Here is a 19,071-nt window from a genome sequence, read left to right on the forward strand (position 1 = left end):
CTCTTCAGCAAGAGTCTAGTAAATCATATGACTATGCTAGAGTAGATAGAACCTAATGCAGGCTACCTCGTGTAAAAACCGGAGTTTTCCTGGTTGATTTTGCTATGGAGGGCAGCATTCAGCCCATTGGCTATCAGATTGGACATATCCTCCATAAACACATCGACCTCTTTCGGCGTTACCATCAGATTATGGCCGATAGGGGAAAGTACCTCATAAATCAGTTTTCTTTTTTCTTCCTCTGGCAGTGTGCCGACTATGCCAAGGAAAGTCTGACGCTGCTGTTCTTCAGGCAGGTCTTCCTCTGTGAGCTTCTTCCTTTTCCCAAAATTCATGCCTGCAGGGGCGAGCGCCCGGGAAGGCCTGTCACCTTCCTTAAGCTCCCTGCCGAAATGCTTAAGAATGAAATCGATCGTATCGCTTGTAATGCTGACTGCATCCACGACAGTCGGCACCCCGATCGCAATCACGGGAATACCGAGAGTTTCCTTGCTGAGCTCCTTCCGCTTGTTGCCGACCCCTGAACCAGGGTGAATGCCTGTATCAGAAATCTGGATGGTAGAGTTCACTCTTTCAATCGAGCGCGCGGCCAGGGCGTCCACTGCAAGTACAAAATCCGGCTTCGTCTTTTCCACTACCCCAAAGATGATATCGCTTGTCTCAATCCCGGTCAGTCCCATAACGCCCGGGGCAAGGGCACTTACCGGCCTGTAGCCCTCCTCGACATTTTCCGGCTGCAGCTGATAAAGATGGCGTGTGACCAAAATATTTTCACAAACCTGGGGCCCCAGTGCATCGGGAGTGACATTCCAGTTCCCTAGGCCGACGACAAGGCAGCTTGCCTCTTTATTGATTCCCATCCCTTCAATGAAGCGGGCCAATTCTCTAGAAAACACATTTTCAACCTTCTGCTGAAGCTCTGTGTCCTGCTGCCGTATTCCCTGGACCTCAATGGTTAAATATTTACCTTCTTTTTTCCCGAGGGTTTTGGATCCCTCTGATGTGACCTCCACATATGAAATCTTGAGATCATCTTCTTCTTTTTCTTTAATTATGACCCCTTCAAGCTGAGAGAGATCCTCTTCTTTTCCGAGATTTTTTGAGCGTTCATCTATTACAATCTCCCTGGCTTCAATGGCAAGGTCGGTTCTGATCGAATAGCTGCTAAGATCTAAAGGCTCTTTCACATCTCTACCCTCATTTCATTGATCCGGCAAAGCCGGTGCTTTTCCCTAGCTTTGCCTGAACAACGCCAATTCATTCAGAAGCCTTTACAGCCAGAAGCTTAAGTTCATTCCTTCCCAAAAATTCATAAACTGCTTGTTTAGCGCATTCCTGAAAAAGAATTGATTTTAAACTACAGTATTGCATTATTGGCATGCCTTTGATAAAATAGCACTTGTTCTTAATTATTGTTAATGAATGATATGAAAGTCGAGTTAATATAATCTCGATTGCTTTTTTTCTAGGAGGTGAATGGAATGCCAAACATTAAATCTGCTATTAAACGCGTAAAAACAAGCGAAGCCCGCAATGCTCAAAACGTGACTGTTAAGTCTTCAATGCGTACTGCTGTCAAAAAAGCTGAAGCTGCAATCGTGAACGAGGATACAGCTGCTGCTAAGACTGCACATGCTAACGCTGTTAGCCAGCTTGACAAAGCTGCTGCAAAAGGCCTTATCCACAAAAACGCTGCTGCACGCAAGCAATCTCGTCTTGCTAAAAAACTAAACTCTTTGAACGCGTAATCGTTTAAAGATTCCCGGCTATCTTTCCAGATAGCCTTTTCTTATGCCTAAAAAATAGGCTGTGTAAAACATTGATGTGATTCTGGGCTCATTTCAGCTGCGCATGCGTGTGAAACAAAGTTTCACACGCATGCGCAGCTGGATGAATATGACACACTAACAGAGCATAAAAATAAAAAATGGCCTTTTGGCCATTTTTTATTGCCTATTTATGGAGAGCATGGTCGTGCAGCCTGAACAAGAACATCTCAATCAGCATTTCCTTGTTCATGCCGCCGGTTTTCATATCATAATCCGCTTCTGCCAGGAGCTTCATGATGCGCGACAGTTCTTCATCTCCGAAAAGCTGGGCCTGTCCGGCTGCAAGCTTGACCCGGAAGGGATGGACCTTTAAATATCCAGCAGTCTGCTGCTGGCCGTATCCTCTCCTCGACAGCTCCTTCACCTGGTATATCAGCCTGAATTGCCCAGTCAGAATAGAAAGAATCTTAATCGGCTCTTCATTTTGCTTTAACAGATCATAATAAATCCGCAGGGCCTGGTCTATTTTTCTGTGGACAACCTTGTCCACAAGAGTGAAAATATTTTGCTCAAGCGATCTTGCGACCAGTCTGTCAACGGCATCGGCGTCAATCAGCTTTTCCTCGTCTGCATATAAAGCCAATTTATCAATTTCGCCTGTCAGCATAAAGAGGTTTGTACCTGCCAATGTCAGCATAAGCTGTACTGCCTCTTCCTCAATCTGGACACCGTTCTGGGCAGCCCTTTCCCTGATCCAGACTTTCAGCTCCTGTTCCCCCAGCTTTTTGGCCTCAAGTACACTTGCTTTCTTCTTCAGTTCCTTGGTAATCTTTTTTCGGTCATCCAGCTTTTCATATGGTGCCGTGAACACAACGATTGAATATGGAGACGGCTCTTTTAAATATGATTCCAGCTTGGCCAGATTGTGCTCAGTCTTCCCTTTTGTTTTTTCTGAAGTCAGAAAAGACGGATTCTGAAGGAAGATGAGCCGCTTGTCCCCCATGAACGGGAAGGTCTCCGCATCTTCCAGTGCCGCTTCTATCGGTGTTTCCTCCAAGTCGTATGTAGACAGATTAAAGTCGCTCTCATCTTCAGACAGCACATTATTGATGAGCAGCTGTTTTGTTTCATTAATCAAAAAACCTTCTGTTCCATATAATAAATATAGCGGGGTGAATTGTTTGTTATTTATTTGCTTCCACACATCTAAAACCAATTGTCTCTCGCTCCGATCAATACTTTTTTTCCTACTCCTATCCTAAAGAAGACCGGACGATTTGACAAGCATTCAAAAGAACTGGGCTCGCCGACGCCCAGTTCCCCATCTATATTGAACGTCGCCAGCCAAGGCCTAGGATACTTGATTGGCGGCGGTGCGAAAGCTTTATGGTCTTATTTTTCCCGCGTGAAATCAAACTATTTGTGACAACTCTTTCTAGACCAGGAAAACGCGCAGACGAAGTCTGGATTTTTTTTTATATATCGCTTATACTAAAGTTGATATAGGAGGGGTAGACTGTGAACGAATTTGAAAAGAACGTCCAAAGCAAACGCAACGATGCTGTTGATTCCGGCGTAGGGTTTGCCGTATCTTTCGGCTTTTTCGCATTATTGTTTGTCATTGCAACAGTCATTAAATTCATTGGAGCGTAAAAACAGCTACATAGCGTAAATTTTTGGAGACTGCACATACACATGCAGTCTCTTTTCATTTTGTGCGATGAAGCCTGAGGTGACTGGGAAGGGCTTTCTTAATCATATATTATGGGAGCCGGAGGGAAAACGTTCCTGCCTTTTCGGTAAATGTGTAGGTAATAGCCCCATGAAGATCAGTTCTTAAGACTTTTATTTTCTCAGAACTCAATCTTGATAGCACTTCTTGATGAGGATGCCCATATCGATTGTTCCTCCCGGCAGAGATGATTGCCGCTTTGGGCTCAATATGCCTCAGAAACTGGCTCGAACTCGAAGAATTGCTGCCATGATGCCCCGCTTTTAGTATGTCAGTTTTCAGGTGAGGATATTTCTTGATGATCCATCCTTCGCCCTCCTCTTCAAGGTCGCCAGTAAAGAGCCAGCGCAATCCTCCTGTTCTCGCCAGGATGACAAGTGAGCCATCGTTTTTACTGGCATATTCCCGGCCCTGGATGGGGGAGATGATTTGAAAGCTGCTGCTGCCGCTTTGCCATCCGCTCCCTGATTCAGCATAAATCACTGGTATGGACAGATCTTCCGCCCTCTTGACCAGCAATCTTTCAAGCTCCCCGCTCTCACCACTGGATGGAAAGACGACTTCATTGATTTTAATCTCGTCCAGCACAGCAGCTGCACCCCCTATGTGATCAGCATCACCATGTGTCAGGATCAGCCTGTCCAGCCGGGAAATGCCCCTGCTCTTCAAGAATGGCACAACAATATCCTTCCCTGGATCAAATAAATCTTTTCTTTTTTCCCACTCCTCGGTCTCAAACTGCAGCCTGCCGCCTGTGTCGATCAGATAATCTCCCTTTCCATATGGCAGGGAAATGAAAATGCTGTCGCCCTGTCCGACATCCAGAAAGGTGATTTCCCCTTTTGGAGAAATTCTCTGCTCCAATGGCTGAAATGAAAAAAGCAAAAGCACGCCTGCGGCCATTTTAAGAAAGCAGTGCTTTTTCTTCTTTTCCCAAATGATCATTAATGCCGGCACTCCTGCAATGTACAGAGCCAAAGCAGGTCCAGATGGCTTTCCAAGCACCAATACAGCGCCAGGCAATGATCCGAGCTTCCCGGCGGTCATATTAGCAATGTCAGCGATCCATTCAAGCGCGCGCAAGATCAGTCCCGCATTTTCCCCTGAAAGTATATGAATAAGGAATCCAATCAGGATGCCAGGCAAGAGGACGAATGAAAAGAAAGGGATATAAAGAAGATTGGCGAAGAGGGCGAAAAGCGGGATTTCATAGAAGAAATACAAGATGACCGGGGCTGAAGCAAGCTGGGCAACCAATGAAACAGCAATACTTTGGGATATCCAGCTGTTCAGATTTTTAAAGATATAGGGAGCAGAGATAATGAGGGCAAAGCTGACACAAAAAGAAAGCTGAAATCCAGGTTCATAGACCATATATGGGGAGAAGAGCAGGCAAGCGGCAAACACAGAACTTATGACATCAATCGGCTGAAGCTTCTTCTTTCCTCGAGCAGCCAGAGAATAGGCCAGCATGCACATCAGCATCAGCACCGCCCTGATGACAGAGGGAGCCCCGCCAGTCAGAACAGCGTAAACCGGCAGAAACAGCAGCAGCAGAAACTTCATCCTAACGCTCGAAATGCCGGCTCTTTTCCCAATATAAAGGATCATGCCTGCAAGAAGGCCGACATGAAGGCCGGATATCGCCAGAAGATGGACAATGCCGAGCTTTTGGTAATCCTCGAGCAAGGCGGTGTCCATCAGGCTTCTTTCCCCAAAGACAAGGGCGGCTGCAAGCGGCGCAAGGCTTCCAGGGAAATGTGCTTCAATATAAGATATACCTGACTGCCTCAGCGTCTTTATTTTTGCTATAAGATGTGTTTCCGGGCCGGAACAGCGGCTGAGCAGCAGCGAATCGGCTTCAAGAAGCCAGAAAGTTTTCTTTCTTTCCAGATAGAGCCTGTAGTCAAATCCGTTCGGATTGACAGACTGCATGGGCTTTTCGAGAGTACCCTCCACATGGCATACCAGCCCTGGAACCAGATTATTCCGCAGCAGCAGCTTTTCTTGAACTGAATCCAGCTTATAGGCAAGAAGCAGCTTCTCCCCCGTTTTTCTGTCCCGGGAGTTAATAGAAAGACGGTTTCCATCGACCTTCATTTCTGACAGCTCCAGCTGAAAATTTTTCTCGGCTCCTGTTAATACACTGTGGTTCCCCTTCTCTGCAAGATAGCCTCTGCAGGCAAAAATAAGCAGCGTTAAAAATAAAAGAAGAATCAACTTTTTTGAAAACTGTTTTATTCTAGCAAGTGCACAGATCAGAAATATGATACAAAATGACAATGCCATGTTCCCTTCCAGCACAATCATCAGTCCGGCCAGGGCAGCAGCAGCAAAATAAAAAGAATTCCCTCTCACCGATACCTCCTGTCCAGTTATTCAGCAGTATTGCCGTCCCCGGCCGCAAACAGCTTTTCGGCTTCAGCCTGAAGTTTGCTTATCCGTTCAGGTCCTGCCCCGCTTTGCTTCAATTCTTCCAAAAGGCGCAGAATATAGTCAGCTTTTTCTGCAGCGTATAGTTCAATGGAGATTTCTTTGCTTCTTACCTGCTCCACCCTCACTCCTGCCTGTTCAAACAGCTCAATTGCATAGGGATGGTTCTTATAGGCTTCAGCGTAATAAACGGTCGCAATGCCCGCCTGGATGAGGGCCTTGCAGCATTGCAGACATGGAAAATGTGTGACATAAATGTCCGCCCCTGAAGTCGGAACACCGAATTTGGCACATTGAAGGATGCTATTCATTTCAGCATGGATAGTCCTGACGCAATGATTGTCAATAACATAGCATCCATGGTCGATGCAGTGGTCGCCGCCGGCGATTGAACCGTTGTATCCGCCGGCGATGATGCGTTTGTCGCGAACGATCGTAGCCCCCACTGCCAGCCTTGTACAAGTGCTCCTTAAAGCAAGCAAATGGCTTTGAGCCATAAAATATTGATCCCATGATAAACGCTGTTCCATTTTTCTCCTCCTAAAACCTCTTTGTCTAAAATAAAACCCTGCTACAAGTGTAATCCCTTTTTCAAAAGCCCGTCAATGAGGCTCATTGCAATTTTATATAAGCTTTGAGCTTTTCGAAGGTTTTTTCGCCTATCCCGCTTATCTTCATCAAGTCCTCAAGCGCCTGGAACGGCCCCTCCGTTTCCCTGTACTCAATGATGGCCGCGGCCTTCGACGGGCCAATCCCAGGAATGGCCTGAAGTTCCTCGCTGCCCGCACTGTTGATATTTACCAGCTCCTCTTCCCCCGAATCTGCACTTACAGTTCCAGTAGATTCAACTTCCCCCGGGATTTCCTCTCCTTCTTCCGGTACATAAATGACCATTTCATCGCCCACTCTCTGGGCAAAGTTAATCCTGGTTTCATCTGCATTTTCTGACAGCCCGCCTGCCTTCTGAATAAGATCGGCCACACGCTCTCCTTCGGCTGCTTCATATAGCCCCGGGTTCTTCACATTCCCCTTCACATCGACCTTAATGACAGGCAGTGCATTTTCTTTTTCCTCTTCCCTTCCCTCTCCCTCTTCCTCCTCCTGGTCAGGCAATGCCCCCAGGTCCTCTTCCAGCTGCAGACTGTCAAGCGGGTCCGTATCCCCGCCGTTTCCCTGAAGGTAAAAATAAAACAGCAGAACTAATATTAATGCCGCCCCAACCGCAGCCAGCGGACGGCGCTTGATCCATTCCAGCATTCTTGGCATCCCCTTTCAAGGTATATTTGCGTTTTCGATTACATATCGTTATATGAGATAGCTTGCTGTCAAAGGAGGGTTACTTATGAAGGTCGGTTTTATCGGTACAGGGAATATGGGGAAAATTCTGATCCAGGCCATGCTTGATGCAAAAGCCATTTCCCCCTCCTCTGTTACCATTACTAACAGAACTTTGGAGAAAGCGGCAGAAATACAAAAGGAATATAGCGGCTTGAAGCTTGCGGAGGGAGCAGCCGAAACGGCTGCTCAGTCGGATTTGATTTTCATCTGTGTGAAGCCTCATGATTTTGCGGATGTGATCCAGGAGATCCGGCCAAATTTAAGCAGCGAAGACTGCGTGGTATCGATAACAAGCCCTATCAGTGCTGAACAGCTGGAATCTTTTGTCCCCTGTTCAGCAGCGCGTGTGATTCCAAGCATCACCAACAGGGCACACGCAGGGGTTGCTCTCGTTACTTACGGTGAGCATTTCAGGGAAGAATGGAAGCAGAAACTCATGCCGCTTGTCGAGGCCATTGCCAAGCCTGTGGAAATAGAAGAAGAAATAACAAGGGTTTCATCTGACATCGTGAGCTGCGGACCTGCATTTTTCAGCTATCTGACACAGCAATTCATCAATGCCGCCGTTGCGGAAACAAAAATAACCCGGGAGACTGCCACAGTCCTTGCAAGCGAAATGCTGATCGGAATGGGAGAGCTGCTGAAAAAGGGGCATTACACCCTTCCCGCCCTGCAGCGGAAGGTGTGTGTTAAGGGAGGAATAACCGGTGAAGGAATAAAGGTGCTGGAGAAAGAATTAGGTGATGTTTTCCGGCATGTGTTCCAGGCAACACATTCTAAATTCGAGGAAGACCTGACACAGGTCAGAAAACAGTTCACTGTCCATTAACATTCTCTTTTGCATTTAAAAATTCCTTCTTATTCATGGACTCCCGCCAACTTTTTTTTTAGAGCCTTCCGGGAATGCCGGATAAAGCAAAAAGCCGCCCCCTTTGGGAGCGGCTTTCTGCTAGTTCTTGCGGCATATGAAAAATATTCTTTCCGACTCTTGCGACGGAAGCTCCGTCTCAAAGTCCGCTGTTATTTCCAGCAGGGTAAAGCCGGCTTTTAAAAGCCAGTCTTTATAGATGTCAATAGGATAAGTGCGCTGCAGATGAAGCTCATCATATCTGTCATATTTCATGAGGGAAGGATCCAGCTGAAAAAAAGTCAATTCATGTTCGACACTGAAAGGATGCTCCCCCGGGAAGCATTCCCAGATATAGGAGATTTCATCTTCATTCAGCGCAAAAGTCTGATCCTTGAAGATATGCTCCATCTTATAAACTGAATGTACATCAAAGAAGAACAAGCCGCCTTCTTTCAGGTGCCTTCCCACACTATGGAAAGTCTGCTCAACTTCTTCTTCACTCTGGAGATAATTCAGGGAGTCGCAGAAGATTCCTGCAATATCATACTCGCCCAGCCCCTCAAGCTCTGCCATATCCTGCTGATAGAAAGAGATGTCTGCTCCCTGTTCCATTGCTTTCGCCTGGGCGACAGCGAGCATGTCCTCCGATAAATCCACTCCGGTTACAGTGTATCCGGCCTGTGATAGACGGACAGAAAGCTCCCCGGTGCCGCAGGCTAGATCCAGCAGGCGATTACCAGCGATGCCGTGCTTCGCCGCACTGCTTTTCACTGTCTCCACCCAGCCTTCATAAGGCACATCCTTCATCAGTGCATCGTAAAGGTAGGCGAACTTCCCGTAAGTCATTGTCCGAGCACGCTCTGTACATCCACTGAAGGTGCATCGCCCCACAGGCGTTCTAAGTTATAGTAGCTTCTTTCATCCTTATGGAAAACATGGGCTACAACATCCCCGAGGTCAACCAGTATCCATCTGGCCTCGTCAAACCCTTCCATCCGGTTGACTGTATAGCCAAGCTCTTCGCCTTTTTCTTTCATTTCACGGGCGATTGCCTGGACCTGCTTATCAGAATTACCGTGGCAAATCAGAAAATAATCCGAAATCAGGGATATTCCTTTCATATTCAATACCATAATATCTTCTGCTCTTTTATCATCGGCTGCTTTTACAGCCATATCCAACAAGGCGCGTTCACTCATTTAATCAGTCTCCTTTTTCATTACAAGATCATTATACGACAGAAAAGTCAGCGGAAACACCGGCTGATTTTTCTTCATTAAAAACATAATGGTATTCTGCATCGCTTTTATAAGGGCTTTATCAAGATCTGCTTCTGCAAGCTTCCGGACTTCCTCTACACCTGGAAACTGCCTCCCGGGTTCTATATAGTCCGCAAGATAAATAATTTTATCAAGCAAAGGCATTTGCGGCCTCCCTGAGGTATGATAGCGGATTGCATCCAAAACCTCAGGATCCGTTATACCTGCCTCGGTTTCTGCAAGGTAGGCACCAGCTGGGGCATGCCAAAGCTCGCTGTTGTACTTGAGAAGCTCCTCAGGCATTTTTTGCTCAGTTATGATCCGCTTCATTTCTTCCTTTGGGCGGAACTTTGCATAATCATGGAAGATGGCTGCCGTTTCAGCCTTCTTAGCATCTGCACCATAAGTGCGGGCAAGGACAATTGCAGTCTCCATCACCCCGATCGTATGCTGGTAGCGGTGCTCAGTTAACTGTTTTTTTACTATTTCCAGATAAATCTCACGATCCATACAAATGATTCTCCTCAATATATCTCCTGACGCTGTCCGGTACAAGATAGCGGACGGTTTCCCCCCGGCTGATCCTTTTCCTGATCATGCTCGATGAGACGTCCATCTGCGGCACATCAACCGGGACAACCGGATATTCAGTATGGCTATTGTAGGACGGCCTCCCGACGCCCGCAAATACAGCAAGATCAAGGAGGTCATTTATTTTATACCACTTCGGCAGATACTCAATCATATCAGCCCCGATGATGAAATAGAATTCGATATCCCCATTCTGCTCTTTAAGCAGCTTCATTGTATCATAAGTATAGGATGGCCCCTCGCGCTCCAATTCAATCGTCTGGATTTCAAAACGCGGGTGCCCCTCTATTGCCAGTTCCAGCATTTCTACCCTTGCTTGATCAGATACAGCTGAAGACTTCTTTTTATGCGGCGGGTCCTGGTTTGGCATAAACCAAACCTTGTCCAATGAAAGGGAATGGAGCACCTCATTTGCTATCAGCAGATGGCCATGATGGGGAGGGTTGAAGGTTCCTCCAAGAATCCCGATTCTCTTCACCTGCAGTCCTCCTTTTGCCGCCTCTTGGCTGCAAACATGCCTTCATTATGGCAGCTGGATTTGTTTGTTTTCTTTTGATTCTTTATAAAGGACGATCATATTGCCGATGATCTGCACAAGCTCTGCTTTAGTCCCTTTAACGAGCCTTTCTGCAACTTCGTCTTTATCTTCATCGCAGTTCTGCAGGATACTTACCTTAAGCAATTCCCTTGCTTCCAGCGCTTCCCCGATCTGTGCGATCATATTTTCGTTTACCCCGCCTTTTCCAACCTGAAAAATCGGGTTCAAATGATGCGCCTTTGAGCGCAATAATCTTTTTTGTTTTCCTGTTAACATGTTTGTCCTCCCAGTTGTGTAATAACGCCTGCTTCCATCCTGTCGGTATCCGGAAAGATCCCTGTCCACCTTTCGAAGGCCAGTGCCCCCTGGCAGACAAACATTTTCAGTCCATTCTGGATGGATGCACCTTTATTTTTAGCTTCCCGCAAAAATTTGGTTTCAAGCGGGTTATATATAATATCGCTGACCAAAGCATTGGCCTTCAGGTTATATAGTCCAAAGGGCAATGCATTTATGCCGGGCAGCATGCCGATCGGTGTTGTCTGGATGATGATATCATACTCACCCAGTTTTTCTTCTGCCTGCTGAAAGCCAAAAGCACCCGTCCTGACAGGAAAGGGGCATTTATCCGCCAGAGCCTCCGCCTTTGCGGCTGTCCGATTGCAGATATCAATTGTCTGAACGCCTTTTTGTGCAAGCGTATAGTAGATTGCCCTTGCCGCTCCGCCTGCTCCGGCAATCAGGATTTTTTTCCGGCTGAAATCAGGCATCTCAGAGGCCAGGCCTCTCACAAAACCCTCCCCATCCGTATTGTATCCAATCAGTTTGCCATCCTCATTGAGGACAGTATTCACTGCCCCGATTGCCTCTGCCAGCGGATCGATTATATCCAGGAAAGGCATGATTTCGGTTTTATGGGGTACAGTGACATTAAAACCGGCAATCCCGATTGCCCGCAGCCCCTTCACTGCGTCCCCTAAATCTTCCCGGCTGACTTTTAGCGGCATATAGCACCCATCCAGTCCATATACATCAAACAGATCATTATGCATCGCAGGCGACATTGAATGGCCAATCGGATCGCCGATTACAGCATAGAGCTTTTTCAAGACCCTCTCCCCTTTCTGCTAAATCAGGGATTTCCTTATCATTGCCTGGACTCCTTTAGGCACATAAGCGGCAACCTTCGTTCCCGGCTCACTCACTGTAACCCAGCCCAATCCTGAAATCACAATATCGGTTTTCCCTTCTTTGACGGTGAATTCCTGCCTGACAAGCTCAGGGAATTCATCCATCTGTTCAGGACGCGGCGGCGTCAGCATTTCCCCTGCGTGCTTCTCATACAGTTCATCTGCATTTTCAAGCTTTGTGCGATGGATATTGATTTCGTTGGACACATGGCAAATGAATGCCTGTCTGCTTCCGCTGATAAAATCAAAGCGCGCAAGTCCCCCGAAAAATAAGGTCTGCCCTTCATTAAGCTGATATACCTTCGGCTTGATTTCTTTCTTAGGCATGATCACCTTTAAGTCCCGCTTATCGACAAAGTGGGCCATCTGGTGATGATTGATGATGCCCGGTGTATCAACAAGAGCTTTGCCGTCCTCTAAAGGTATCTCGATAATATCCAAAGTTGTCCCAGGGAAATGGGAAGTTGTAATGATATCCCCTTCTCCTGTTACCTCCTTAAGGATCCGGTTGATGAAAGTCGATTTGCCGACATTTGTACAGCCGACTACATATACGTCCTTGCCTTCCCTGTACTCATCTATAGCAGAAGCCACTTCCTGGATGGACTGCCCTTTTGCAGCACTCACAAGGAATACGTCTTCCGGCCGAAGCCCAAGGTTTTTGGATTCCTGCTTCATCCAGCTGATCAGCTTATTCCGCTTGACCGATTTGGGAAGCAGATCCGCTTTATTTCCAACCAAAAGAACCTTATTGTTCCCGACAAAACGATGCAGGCCAGGAAGCCAGCTTCCATTGAAGTCGAAGATATCGACAATCTTTACAATCAGAGCATCGCTTTTCCCGATCTCATTCAGGATTTTAAGGAAATCATCATCGGTTAAGCTGACATCCTGGACCTCATTATAATGCTTGAGGCGAAAACAGCGCTGGCAGACAATCGTCTCTTTTTCTATAGCAGATTTTGGTGCGTACCCGAGCTCCTCGGGATTGCCTGTCTGGACCTTCACTCCGCACCCTATACATACAAATTGTTCACTCACGCATTAATCCTCCCATTGAATCTTGCCTTTTTTTCTGAACCAATTCAAAATCCGCCTTTCAACTTTGCGGTTAAATCTTGTTACAAAACCGTCCGTCTGGGCAACGGGGACGACGAGGATCGTATGAAACCCGCTCCTGTTGCCGCCAAGAACATCGGTAAGCAGCTGGTCACCTATTACAACCGTTTCTTCCTTTTTCAGGCCCATCTCACCAAGCGCCCTGTTAAAAGCCCTTGTCATCGGCTTCCGCGCCTGGTAGATAAACGGGATGCCCAGTGGCTCAGAAAATGCCTTTACACGGTTTTCTTTATTATTTGATACAATCGTAACCTTGATATTCTGATGCTTCATTTCCTCAAACCATTTAATGAGCTTTGGGGTAGCAAGAGGCCTGTCCCATTCGACCAGGGTATTGTCCAGGTCGGTGATGACACCCTTAACGCCCTTTCCCTTAAGGCTCTCGGGTGTGATTTCGAATATATTTTTAACATGCTGATCAGGCAAAAAATGCTTTAACATTGAAAACACCTCATTATTTTCATCCATTTTTGCAATGTAACCATCATACCCAATTTTAACCGCCAGTTCAAAATAAATCTTGCAAAGAGCGATCCATTTCATAAAAGATGCCTGCCAGGCTGCAAATGGAATCTCAGCTGGATTCCAAAGGCTGTATAACATTGCTGCTGATTTGGGGATCATTTTAACCAGATATGCTGATATGCATGAGAAACAGCGTTTCACACGAATGGGCCCGGATCAAGATGGCGCACTAACAGAGCCATTCCAATAGAAACCCAAAAATTTTTCGACAAAATTCAAAGCGCTTCCAGCATGTGGATAACTTTATTCACAAAACCCACTATGTTTTATATAATATTTTCCCCTTTATAAACAAAATAATCACAGGTTATCCACCGGTACATGTGGATAACCAGAACGGTTGTTCCTGCCGTTTATTTCTGATAGAGTAAGGGTACAACAAAACATCTTACATTATATGTATATAAATAAGCTTTTTAGAACCGCTATTTTATCGGACAGGAGGTACGAATTTATATGCGAAAGCTGTCGGACGAATTGCTGATCGAATCTTATTTCAAAGCCAGGGAGCTGAACCTAAGCCCTGACTTCATCCGCTTGATTGAAACAGAAATCCACAGGCGTTCATTGACACATAAGATAAGGGTTTCCTCCTAAACAACAATGATACATAAACATTCCAGCCGGCATGAAAGAACGCAGGGTGAGCCCAGAGCTCACCCTTTTGCTTTGCCCTCTATTCATATCCGGAATCACGGCTGCATGAATTCCCCTATTGCTTCCCCGACTTTGATATGTGCTGGAAGCTGCAGATTTTCCGCAGGCTTGAAGGTGCCTGCTTCAAATAAGAGAACAACCGTCGATCCAAAGGAGAAAAAGGCCATTTCTTTTCCTTTTTCAAGCTGGTCCCCTTCATGGGTCGCTTCAATAGTATTGACAAACATGGCGCCTACCTTAACGATGGCGAGATGGCCATAAGTGTGGGCTACCTCCGTAACAGTGCGATAGTTCTTGGATAATGGCGCTTTGCCGTATTTCAGTCCATGCTTATTGACTGGATAGGATTTGCCGCCCAGCGTCCACTGTCCTTTTACAACCCCTGTCACCGGGCTGTGGATGCGATGATAATGGCTCGGGCTTAAGTAAAAAATCATATATTGCCCATTTCTGTATTTCTTCAGGGCATCCTGATTTCCCAGCATTTCTTCGATTGAATAGACCTTCCCTTTAACGCGGATCATGTGGTCATCCTGAATGATGCCAATATCCTCAATCACAGCATCAACCGGACTGCTTGCAGCAGCCGGACTGGCGTCCGCCGGACGAAGCCCTTCCTTCAGCTGCCGGATGAAAAAGTCGTGGAGTGTAGGATACTCGCCGATGGACTTTTCCATTTCTTCCATATTGATATTGTAGGCATTTGAAAATGGCCGGATCATAAAGCGGCTCTTTTTCGAGCGTGCAAATTTGCGCAGCAGCGCAGAGGTCCCTTTGCCGTTAGTCAGTTCAATGAACATTCGATATATTGGACGAATCAAGTTTTCAGCCTCCAGAGTTTGAGAATGCTCTTTACGTACATGCATAAAAGACTTAAAATAAAATATTATTATATAACAAATTGAAAATAAGTTGTATCCTTTCCGGCTTATAAGGAGTGAAGAGATTGTTCTTATTGGAGGTTTTTGACAGCACTGTCAAAAAACTAAAGACCCAGACAGCGAACGCTTTGACGCTCTTAAACCTTTCGCTCGGCGGTTTTGCCATCATCTACAGCCTTAAAGGCAGCCTGAATCTGAGCCTTCTGCTCATTTTTATCGCAGCACTTGCCGACCGCTTTGACGGCATGCTGGCCAGAAAGCTGAATATTGAATCAGAGCTTGGCAAACAGCTGGATTCCATGAGTGATATTATATCATTTGGCGTGGCTCCGGCGTTACTCATTTATCAATCTGTTTTGTTTGACTTCGGGGCTCCCGGGTCCTTTTTCACCGTCTTTTATATAGCATGCGGCGCTTTCAGGCTGGCACGCTTCAATATTTCCGAAAACACCGGCTACTTTACCGGGCTGCCGATCACTGCAGCAGGCTGCCTTGCCACAGTCAGCTTCCTTGCTGTCCCATACTTTCCGCAGCATTTTTATTTATACCTCATGATGGTCCTTTCCCTGCTGATGATCAGCCCATTCAGGCTGAGGAAAATGTAAAAACTGAGAAGCATTAAAAAACCGCACAGATTATGTGCGGTTTTCTTTATGATCACTTTTCAGTCAGGCTCAGGAATTCTTCGACATCATCCATGCACAGCTTTACCGCTTTTTCCCAGAAGTCCGGCTTAGTCAAGTCTGCGTTCAGGTGCTTCATCGCCAGATCCTCGACTGTCATGGAAGCCGTATCCTTAAGCAGGCTGATATACTTTTCTTCATATCCTTTTCCTTCTTCCAATGCATTGGCATAAATGCCAAGGGAGAAAAGGTATCCAAATGTATAAGGGAAGTTATAGAATGGGACCCCGGTAATATAGAAGTGAAGCTTTGATGACCAGAATGATGGGTGGTACTCATCCAGGCTATCGGAGTATGCTTCTTTCTGGGCGTTAAGCATCAGTTCATTGAGCCGCTCACCGCTTACCATGCCATTTTTGCGCTCATTGTAAAAGCTTGTTTCAAAGAGGAAGCGGGCATGGATATTCATCAATAGCGCCACTGAACGCTGAATTTTATCCTCCAGCAGTGCCAGCTTTTCCTCTTCCGTTGCCGCATGTTTCACAGCTGCGTCAGCCACGATCATTTCAGCAAATGTAGAGGCCGTCTCGGCAACATTCATGCTGTAATTCCTGTTTAGCGGATGCAGGTCTTTCATGGCATAAGTATGGAAGCCATGGCCCAATTCATGCGCAAGCGTGGACACGTTTGAAGGAGTCCCTGAATAGGTCATGAAAATCCTGGACTGGCTGCTTTCAGGGAAATAGGTATGGAAGCCGCCTGGACGCTTGCCGGGACGGTCCTCAGCCTCGATCCACTTGTTTTCGAAAGCCATTTTTGAGAAAGAAGTCATTTCCCCGCCAAATTTCGAGAATTGTTCCAGGATGAATTCCGCTCCCTCCTGATACGGCACCTTAGTCTCTGTGGAACCAAGCGGAGCATCCAGATCATACCAGCTGAGTTTCTCAAGGCCAAGCAGGCTTGCTTTGCGGTTCAGGAACTTCACCAGCGGCTGTTTGTTTTTGGAGATGACATCCCACATCGCGTCCAGTGTTTCTTGCTTCATCCTATTGAGCTCAAGCGGCTCCTTCAGCACATCATCCCAGCCGCGCATTTTGTACACATTCAGCCTGAAGCCGGCGAGGTGGTTAAGCGTCTTCGACAGATAATCCTGTTCTTTTTTCCAGGCAGCTTCCCACTCAGTAAATACATCCTTCCGCACATTTCTGTCCGGACTTGAGAACTTATTGGCCGCCTGCCCGACAGACAGCAGCTGCTCCTGTCCTTTATCACTGAAAGGAATTCTGACTTTCCCTACAATTACATCATACATCTGGCCCCAGCTGTGGTACCCGTCAATTCCAAGCGCATTGATGAGGGACTCTTCCTGCTTGGACAGCTTCTCGGCTGCCCTTTCACGGCGCTCTGTCAGGACGAACTCAAGCTCTGACAATTTATCCGCCTGCAGGAGCTGCTTCCAGTCTGCTTCCGAAAAACCGGCCAGCTTCTCGTCAAAATCGGTCAGCGCATTCTGAAAGCCTGCACTTAAAACCGTCACGGCTGCACGCAGTTCATTGGCTTTGCTGTCAGCCATATTCTGCGCTTCAAGGCAGCTTACAAATGCCCCTGCCTGGCGCAGCTTCTTAGTGGCTTCTTCAAATTTCCCGATCAGATTCAGCAGGGTCTTCTGATCCTGCTCTGCTGATGATGGCTGCCAGCCTTCTGTAGACGTGACAAATTCCTCAATCAGCTTTTTCGTTTCATCTATATGGACTGCAAAATCCCTGGAGGAGCTTCCCCCTTCGAAAAAAACATCCAAATCCCAAACCTCTGAATATGTAGCTGTTGCCATAATTAGTCCCCCCTTATGTATTCCTCTCTATTATAGGTTTATTTTTCCGAAATTTCTATCAATATGCACGATAACAAGGGAAGGCCGCGCCGCCTTCCCCCTTGCTGCTGCTAGCAATTGCCGCCATAATAGGTCCATCCCCCGAACACGATCAGAAGGATCAGAAGCACGACAATCAGCGCATACCATGCCCCTCCTGCCCTGTAGTATGGCACTGGCGGAGGCGGCGGATAGTACGGATATGGGTAATACACTGCTTACTTACCTCCCTTCAGACTAAGGCTGCCAGGTGAAAATCATTTTCTTCTTCTGATGCCATTTTATGCAGTGCAAACGCCCCTGTTTGGGCAGGCATGCCGGTTTTTGCAAAAAAGCGCACAAGTTTGTAGCATTTCCTTCCCGGCTGAATAACCTGCAATATAGGCTCACTGGAACGGGGGGATTCCATGAAAATCATTTCCATTTGCCGGAGATGCAAAGGAACAGGCCGTGCTTCAGCATGCAGGCTGTTCAAGAAAAGCTGCACGCTTTGCGGAGGGACCGGAAAAATTAAAATCGCAATCTCTGATCGGCCAAAAAGCACTGGGCATTCCTAAGATATTCATTTTATAGGAAGCTAGTTGTCAAATGGACAAGCAAAAAGAACCTTAAGGCTCTTTTTTGTTTTTTCTGATATAATATTGATCAGCACACCGGCTCATTAAGCAGCCGGAATGCTGACTATACATAGCTGGAGTGAATTCAATGAAGTTCAGAATAGCATTATATGCCCTGTTTTTAATCTTGTTGATGCTGGCGGGATGCACCCCGGAGGAGGAGCAAAACAGCAGCCAGGAGCAGGATCAGGCCGCGGCAGAAAAAGACTATGAAATTAAGAAGGCAGCTAAACAGCAGATGAGCAATATTTATGGCCTTGGCTATCCTGGAAATGATGATGCACTTTATACAGCCGAAGAAGACGGCTTGAAGTTCTATAAAGACGGCCAATGGCTTGAACAAAATAAAAATAAGCATATGTATACGGGCTTCCAGGCAGTCGGCAGCGGATTCATCGCAAGCGGAAAGCCTGCAGAAGGAGCTGGTCTCAAAAGCCCGCTCGGCATTATCAAAAGCAATGACAAAGGCGCTACCCTGTCACAGATCAAGTTCTATGGAAAGAACCAGTTTTACTTCCTGGCTGCAGGTTACAGCGGAGAAACATTATATGTCATCAGCCAGGATCCTGAATCAGAGCTTGGCGCCGGGGTTTTCCGTTCAATTGATAAAGGAGAGAACTGGGAGCCAGCAGAATTGGAAGGCTTGGAGTCCGATACACTGGGAATGATAGCTGTCCACCCTTCAAAGGACGGCATGATGGCCATGTCAACCCGTTCAGGCATCTTCCTGTCCAATGATTACGGAAAAACGGTCCAAAGAGTTTCAGATCCTGTCATGACCACTGCACTGGCATTTACGGAGGACAGCCTGATCTATTCCTCCGTGGAAAATGAAAAAATCCTATTAAAAAGCATTAACCTTGCCAGTTTGGAAACTGCGGGGCTTGACATCCCTTTTCTGAGTTATGACAATCCGATCACTTATATTGCTGCCAATTATAAAAAAGCTGGCACCATCTCATTTTCCACCTATTTATATGATATATACGAATCTGCTGATTCCGGAAATCACTGGAAGCAGCTGCTGAAGAATGGAAGAATCAAATGATGAAGAAGGGCACTATTCCCAGTGCCCTTCC

Annotated in this window: 23 protein-coding genes; 6 read left to right on the forward strand and 17 right to left on the reverse strand. The window is 46.6% G+C overall.

Annotated elements, in window-relative coordinates:
• Positions 1 to 62: 62 nt before the first annotated feature.
• Positions 63 to 1,187: a GPR endopeptidase gene (gpr, locus tag AC4E8B_RS17930; RefSeq protein ID WP_490214680.1), complete on the reverse strand. Its 1,125-nt coding sequence runs from the start codon at positions 1,185 to 1,187 to the stop codon at positions 63 to 65.
• A gap of 294 nt (positions 1,188 to 1,481) precedes the next feature.
• On the opposite strand from gpr, the gene rpsT reads away from it, so the two are divergent.
• Positions 1,482 to 1,748: a 30S ribosomal protein S20 gene (gene rpsT / locus AC4E8B_RS17935; protein WP_490214681.1), complete on the forward strand. Its 267-nt coding sequence runs from the start codon at positions 1,482 to 1,484 to the stop codon at positions 1,746 to 1,748.
• A 205-nt stretch (positions 1,749 to 1,953) separates the two neighbouring features.
• On the opposite strand, the gene holA is transcribed toward rpsT, so the two are convergent.
• The gene (gene holA / locus AC4E8B_RS17940) at positions 1,954 to 2,985 is read right to left on the reverse strand and encodes a DNA polymerase III subunit delta (protein WP_490214682.1); all 1,032 of its coding nucleotides are present in this window, start codon (positions 2,983 to 2,985) and stop codon (positions 1,954 to 1,956) included.
• 302 nt (positions 2,986 to 3,287) lie between these two features.
• Between holA and AC4E8B_RS17945 the strand changes: the two genes are divergently transcribed.
• Complete coding sequence (locus tag AC4E8B_RS17945) at positions 3,288 to 3,422, forward strand: YqzM family protein (RefSeq protein WP_009796271.1); 135 nt, start codon at positions 3,288 to 3,290, stop codon at positions 3,420 to 3,422.
• Between the two features lie 109 nt (positions 3,423 to 3,531).
• On the opposite strand, the gene AC4E8B_RS17950 is transcribed toward AC4E8B_RS17945, so the two are convergent.
• From AC4E8B_RS17950 to AC4E8B_RS17960, 3 genes are all read right to left on the reverse strand, one after another.
• Positions 3,532 to 5,859 (reverse strand): DNA internalization-related competence protein ComEC/Rec2, encoded by a 2,328-nt coding sequence (locus tag AC4E8B_RS17950; RefSeq protein ID WP_490214683.1) that lies wholly within the window; start codon positions 5,857 to 5,859, stop codon positions 3,532 to 3,534.
• A gap of 17 nt (positions 5,860 to 5,876) precedes the next feature.
• Positions 5,877 to 6,464: a ComE operon protein 2 gene (locus tag AC4E8B_RS17955; RefSeq protein WP_490214684.1), complete on the reverse strand. Its 588-nt coding sequence runs from the start codon at positions 6,462 to 6,464 to the stop codon at positions 5,877 to 5,879.
• An 82-nt stretch (positions 6,465 to 6,546) separates the two neighbouring features.
• Complete coding sequence (locus tag AC4E8B_RS17960; protein ID WP_490214685.1) at positions 6,547 to 7,191, reverse strand: helix-hairpin-helix domain-containing protein; 645 nt, start codon at positions 7,189 to 7,191, stop codon at positions 6,547 to 6,549.
• Between the two features lie 85 nt (positions 7,192 to 7,276).
• Between AC4E8B_RS17960 and comER the strand changes: the two genes are divergently transcribed.
• Positions 7,277 to 8,101, forward strand: a complete 825-nt coding sequence (gene comER / locus AC4E8B_RS17965; RefSeq protein ID WP_490214686.1) for a late competence protein ComER — start codon at positions 7,277 to 7,279, stop codon at positions 8,099 to 8,101.
• Positions 8,102 to 8,221: 120 nt separating this feature from the next.
• On the opposite strand, the gene AC4E8B_RS17970 is transcribed toward comER, so the two are convergent.
• Genes AC4E8B_RS17970 through AC4E8B_RS18005 form a run of 8 tightly spaced genes read right to left on the reverse strand, consistent with a single transcriptional unit; the run spans position 8,222 to position 13,260 of the window.
• The gene (locus tag AC4E8B_RS17970) at positions 8,222 to 8,968 is read right to left on the reverse strand and encodes a class I SAM-dependent DNA methyltransferase (RefSeq protein ID WP_490214687.1); all 747 of its coding nucleotides are present in this window, start codon (positions 8,966 to 8,968) and stop codon (positions 8,222 to 8,224) included.
• On the reverse strand, positions 8,965 to 9,321 hold the full coding sequence (gene rsfS, locus AC4E8B_RS17975) for a ribosome silencing factor (protein WP_490214688.1): 357 nt from the start codon (positions 9,319 to 9,321) through the stop codon (positions 8,965 to 8,967). The genes AC4E8B_RS17970 and rsfS overlap by 4 nt, the downstream gene beginning before the upstream one ends.
• Positions 9,322 to 9,891 (reverse strand): bis(5'-nucleosyl)-tetraphosphatase (symmetrical) YqeK, encoded by a 570-nt coding sequence (gene yqeK, locus AC4E8B_RS17980; RefSeq protein ID WP_490214689.1) that lies wholly within the window; start codon positions 9,889 to 9,891, stop codon positions 9,322 to 9,324.
• Positions 9,881 to 10,450: a nicotinate-nucleotide adenylyltransferase gene (locus AC4E8B_RS17985; RefSeq protein ID WP_490214690.1), complete on the reverse strand. Its 570-nt coding sequence runs from the start codon at positions 10,448 to 10,450 to the stop codon at positions 9,881 to 9,883. The genes yqeK and AC4E8B_RS17985 overlap by 11 nt, the downstream gene beginning before the upstream one ends.
• Positions 10,451 to 10,495: 45 nt before the next feature.
• Complete coding sequence (gene yhbY, locus AC4E8B_RS17990) at positions 10,496 to 10,786, reverse strand: ribosome assembly RNA-binding protein YhbY (protein WP_490214691.1); 291 nt, start codon at positions 10,784 to 10,786, stop codon at positions 10,496 to 10,498.
• Entirely contained in the window at positions 10,780 to 11,619 is an 840-nt protein-coding gene (gene aroE, locus AC4E8B_RS17995; protein WP_490214692.1) for a shikimate dehydrogenase, read from the reverse strand. The genes yhbY and aroE overlap by 7 nt, the downstream gene beginning before the upstream one ends.
• Before the next feature lie 18 nt (positions 11,620 to 11,637).
• Positions 11,638 to 12,741: a ribosome biogenesis GTPase YqeH gene (yqeH, locus tag AC4E8B_RS18000; protein ID WP_490214693.1), complete on the reverse strand. Its 1,104-nt coding sequence runs from the start codon at positions 12,739 to 12,741 to the stop codon at positions 11,638 to 11,640.
• A 3-nt stretch (positions 12,742 to 12,744) separates the two neighbouring features.
• Positions 12,745 to 13,260 carry a YqeG family HAD IIIA-type phosphatase gene (locus AC4E8B_RS18005; protein ID WP_490219766.1) on the reverse strand — a complete coding sequence of 172 codons (516 nt, stop codon included), beginning with the start codon at positions 13,258 to 13,260 and terminating at the stop codon, positions 12,745 to 12,747.
• Positions 13,261 to 13,800: 540 nt separating this feature from the next.
• Between AC4E8B_RS18005 and AC4E8B_RS18010 the strand changes: the two genes are divergently transcribed.
• Complete coding sequence (locus tag AC4E8B_RS18010) at positions 13,801 to 13,941, forward strand: sporulation histidine kinase inhibitor Sda (protein ID WP_009796240.1); 141 nt, start codon at positions 13,801 to 13,803, stop codon at positions 13,939 to 13,941.
• Between the two features lie 95 nt (positions 13,942 to 14,036).
• On the opposite strand, the gene AC4E8B_RS18015 is transcribed toward AC4E8B_RS18010, so the two are convergent.
• Positions 14,037 to 14,822, reverse strand: a complete 786-nt coding sequence (locus tag AC4E8B_RS18015; protein ID WP_490214694.1) for a phosphatidylserine decarboxylase — start codon at positions 14,820 to 14,822, stop codon at positions 14,037 to 14,039.
• Between the two features lie 125 nt (positions 14,823 to 14,947).
• On the opposite strand from AC4E8B_RS18015, the gene pssA reads away from it, so the two are divergent.
• Complete coding sequence (gene pssA / locus AC4E8B_RS18020; protein ID WP_490214695.1) at positions 14,948 to 15,487, forward strand: CDP-diacylglycerol--serine O-phosphatidyltransferase; 540 nt, start codon at positions 14,948 to 14,950, stop codon at positions 15,485 to 15,487.
• A gap of 52 nt (positions 15,488 to 15,539) precedes the next feature.
• Here the strand turns inward: pssA and AC4E8B_RS18025 are convergent, their stop codons facing one another.
• The 3 genes from AC4E8B_RS18025 to AC4E8B_RS18035 form a co-directional block, all read right to left on the reverse strand.
• Entirely contained in the window at positions 15,540 to 17,336 is a 1,797-nt protein-coding gene (locus AC4E8B_RS18025; RefSeq protein WP_490214696.1) for a M3 family oligoendopeptidase, read from the reverse strand.
• Positions 17,337 to 17,446: 110 nt separating this feature from the next.
• Positions 17,447 to 17,590 carry a hypothetical protein gene (locus AC4E8B_RS18030; protein WP_490214697.1) on the reverse strand — a complete coding sequence of 48 codons (144 nt, stop codon included), beginning with the start codon at positions 17,588 to 17,590 and terminating at the stop codon, positions 17,447 to 17,449.
• A 17-nt stretch (positions 17,591 to 17,607) separates the two neighbouring features.
• A complete protein-coding gene (locus AC4E8B_RS18035) occupies positions 17,608 to 17,799 on the reverse strand; it encodes a hypothetical protein (protein ID WP_490214698.1) in 192 nt (63 codons plus the stop codon).
• A 281-nt stretch (positions 17,800 to 18,080) separates the two neighbouring features.
• Between AC4E8B_RS18035 and AC4E8B_RS18040 the strand changes: the two genes are divergently transcribed.
• The gene (locus AC4E8B_RS18040) at positions 18,081 to 19,040 is read left to right on the forward strand and encodes a F510_1955 family glycosylhydrolase (RefSeq protein ID WP_490214699.1); all 960 of its coding nucleotides are present in this window, start codon (positions 18,081 to 18,083) and stop codon (positions 19,038 to 19,040) included.
• The last annotated feature ends 31 nt before the right edge of the window (positions 19,041 to 19,071 follow it).

It is taken from the genome of Bacillus sp. SRL543, from assembly GCF_984799205.1.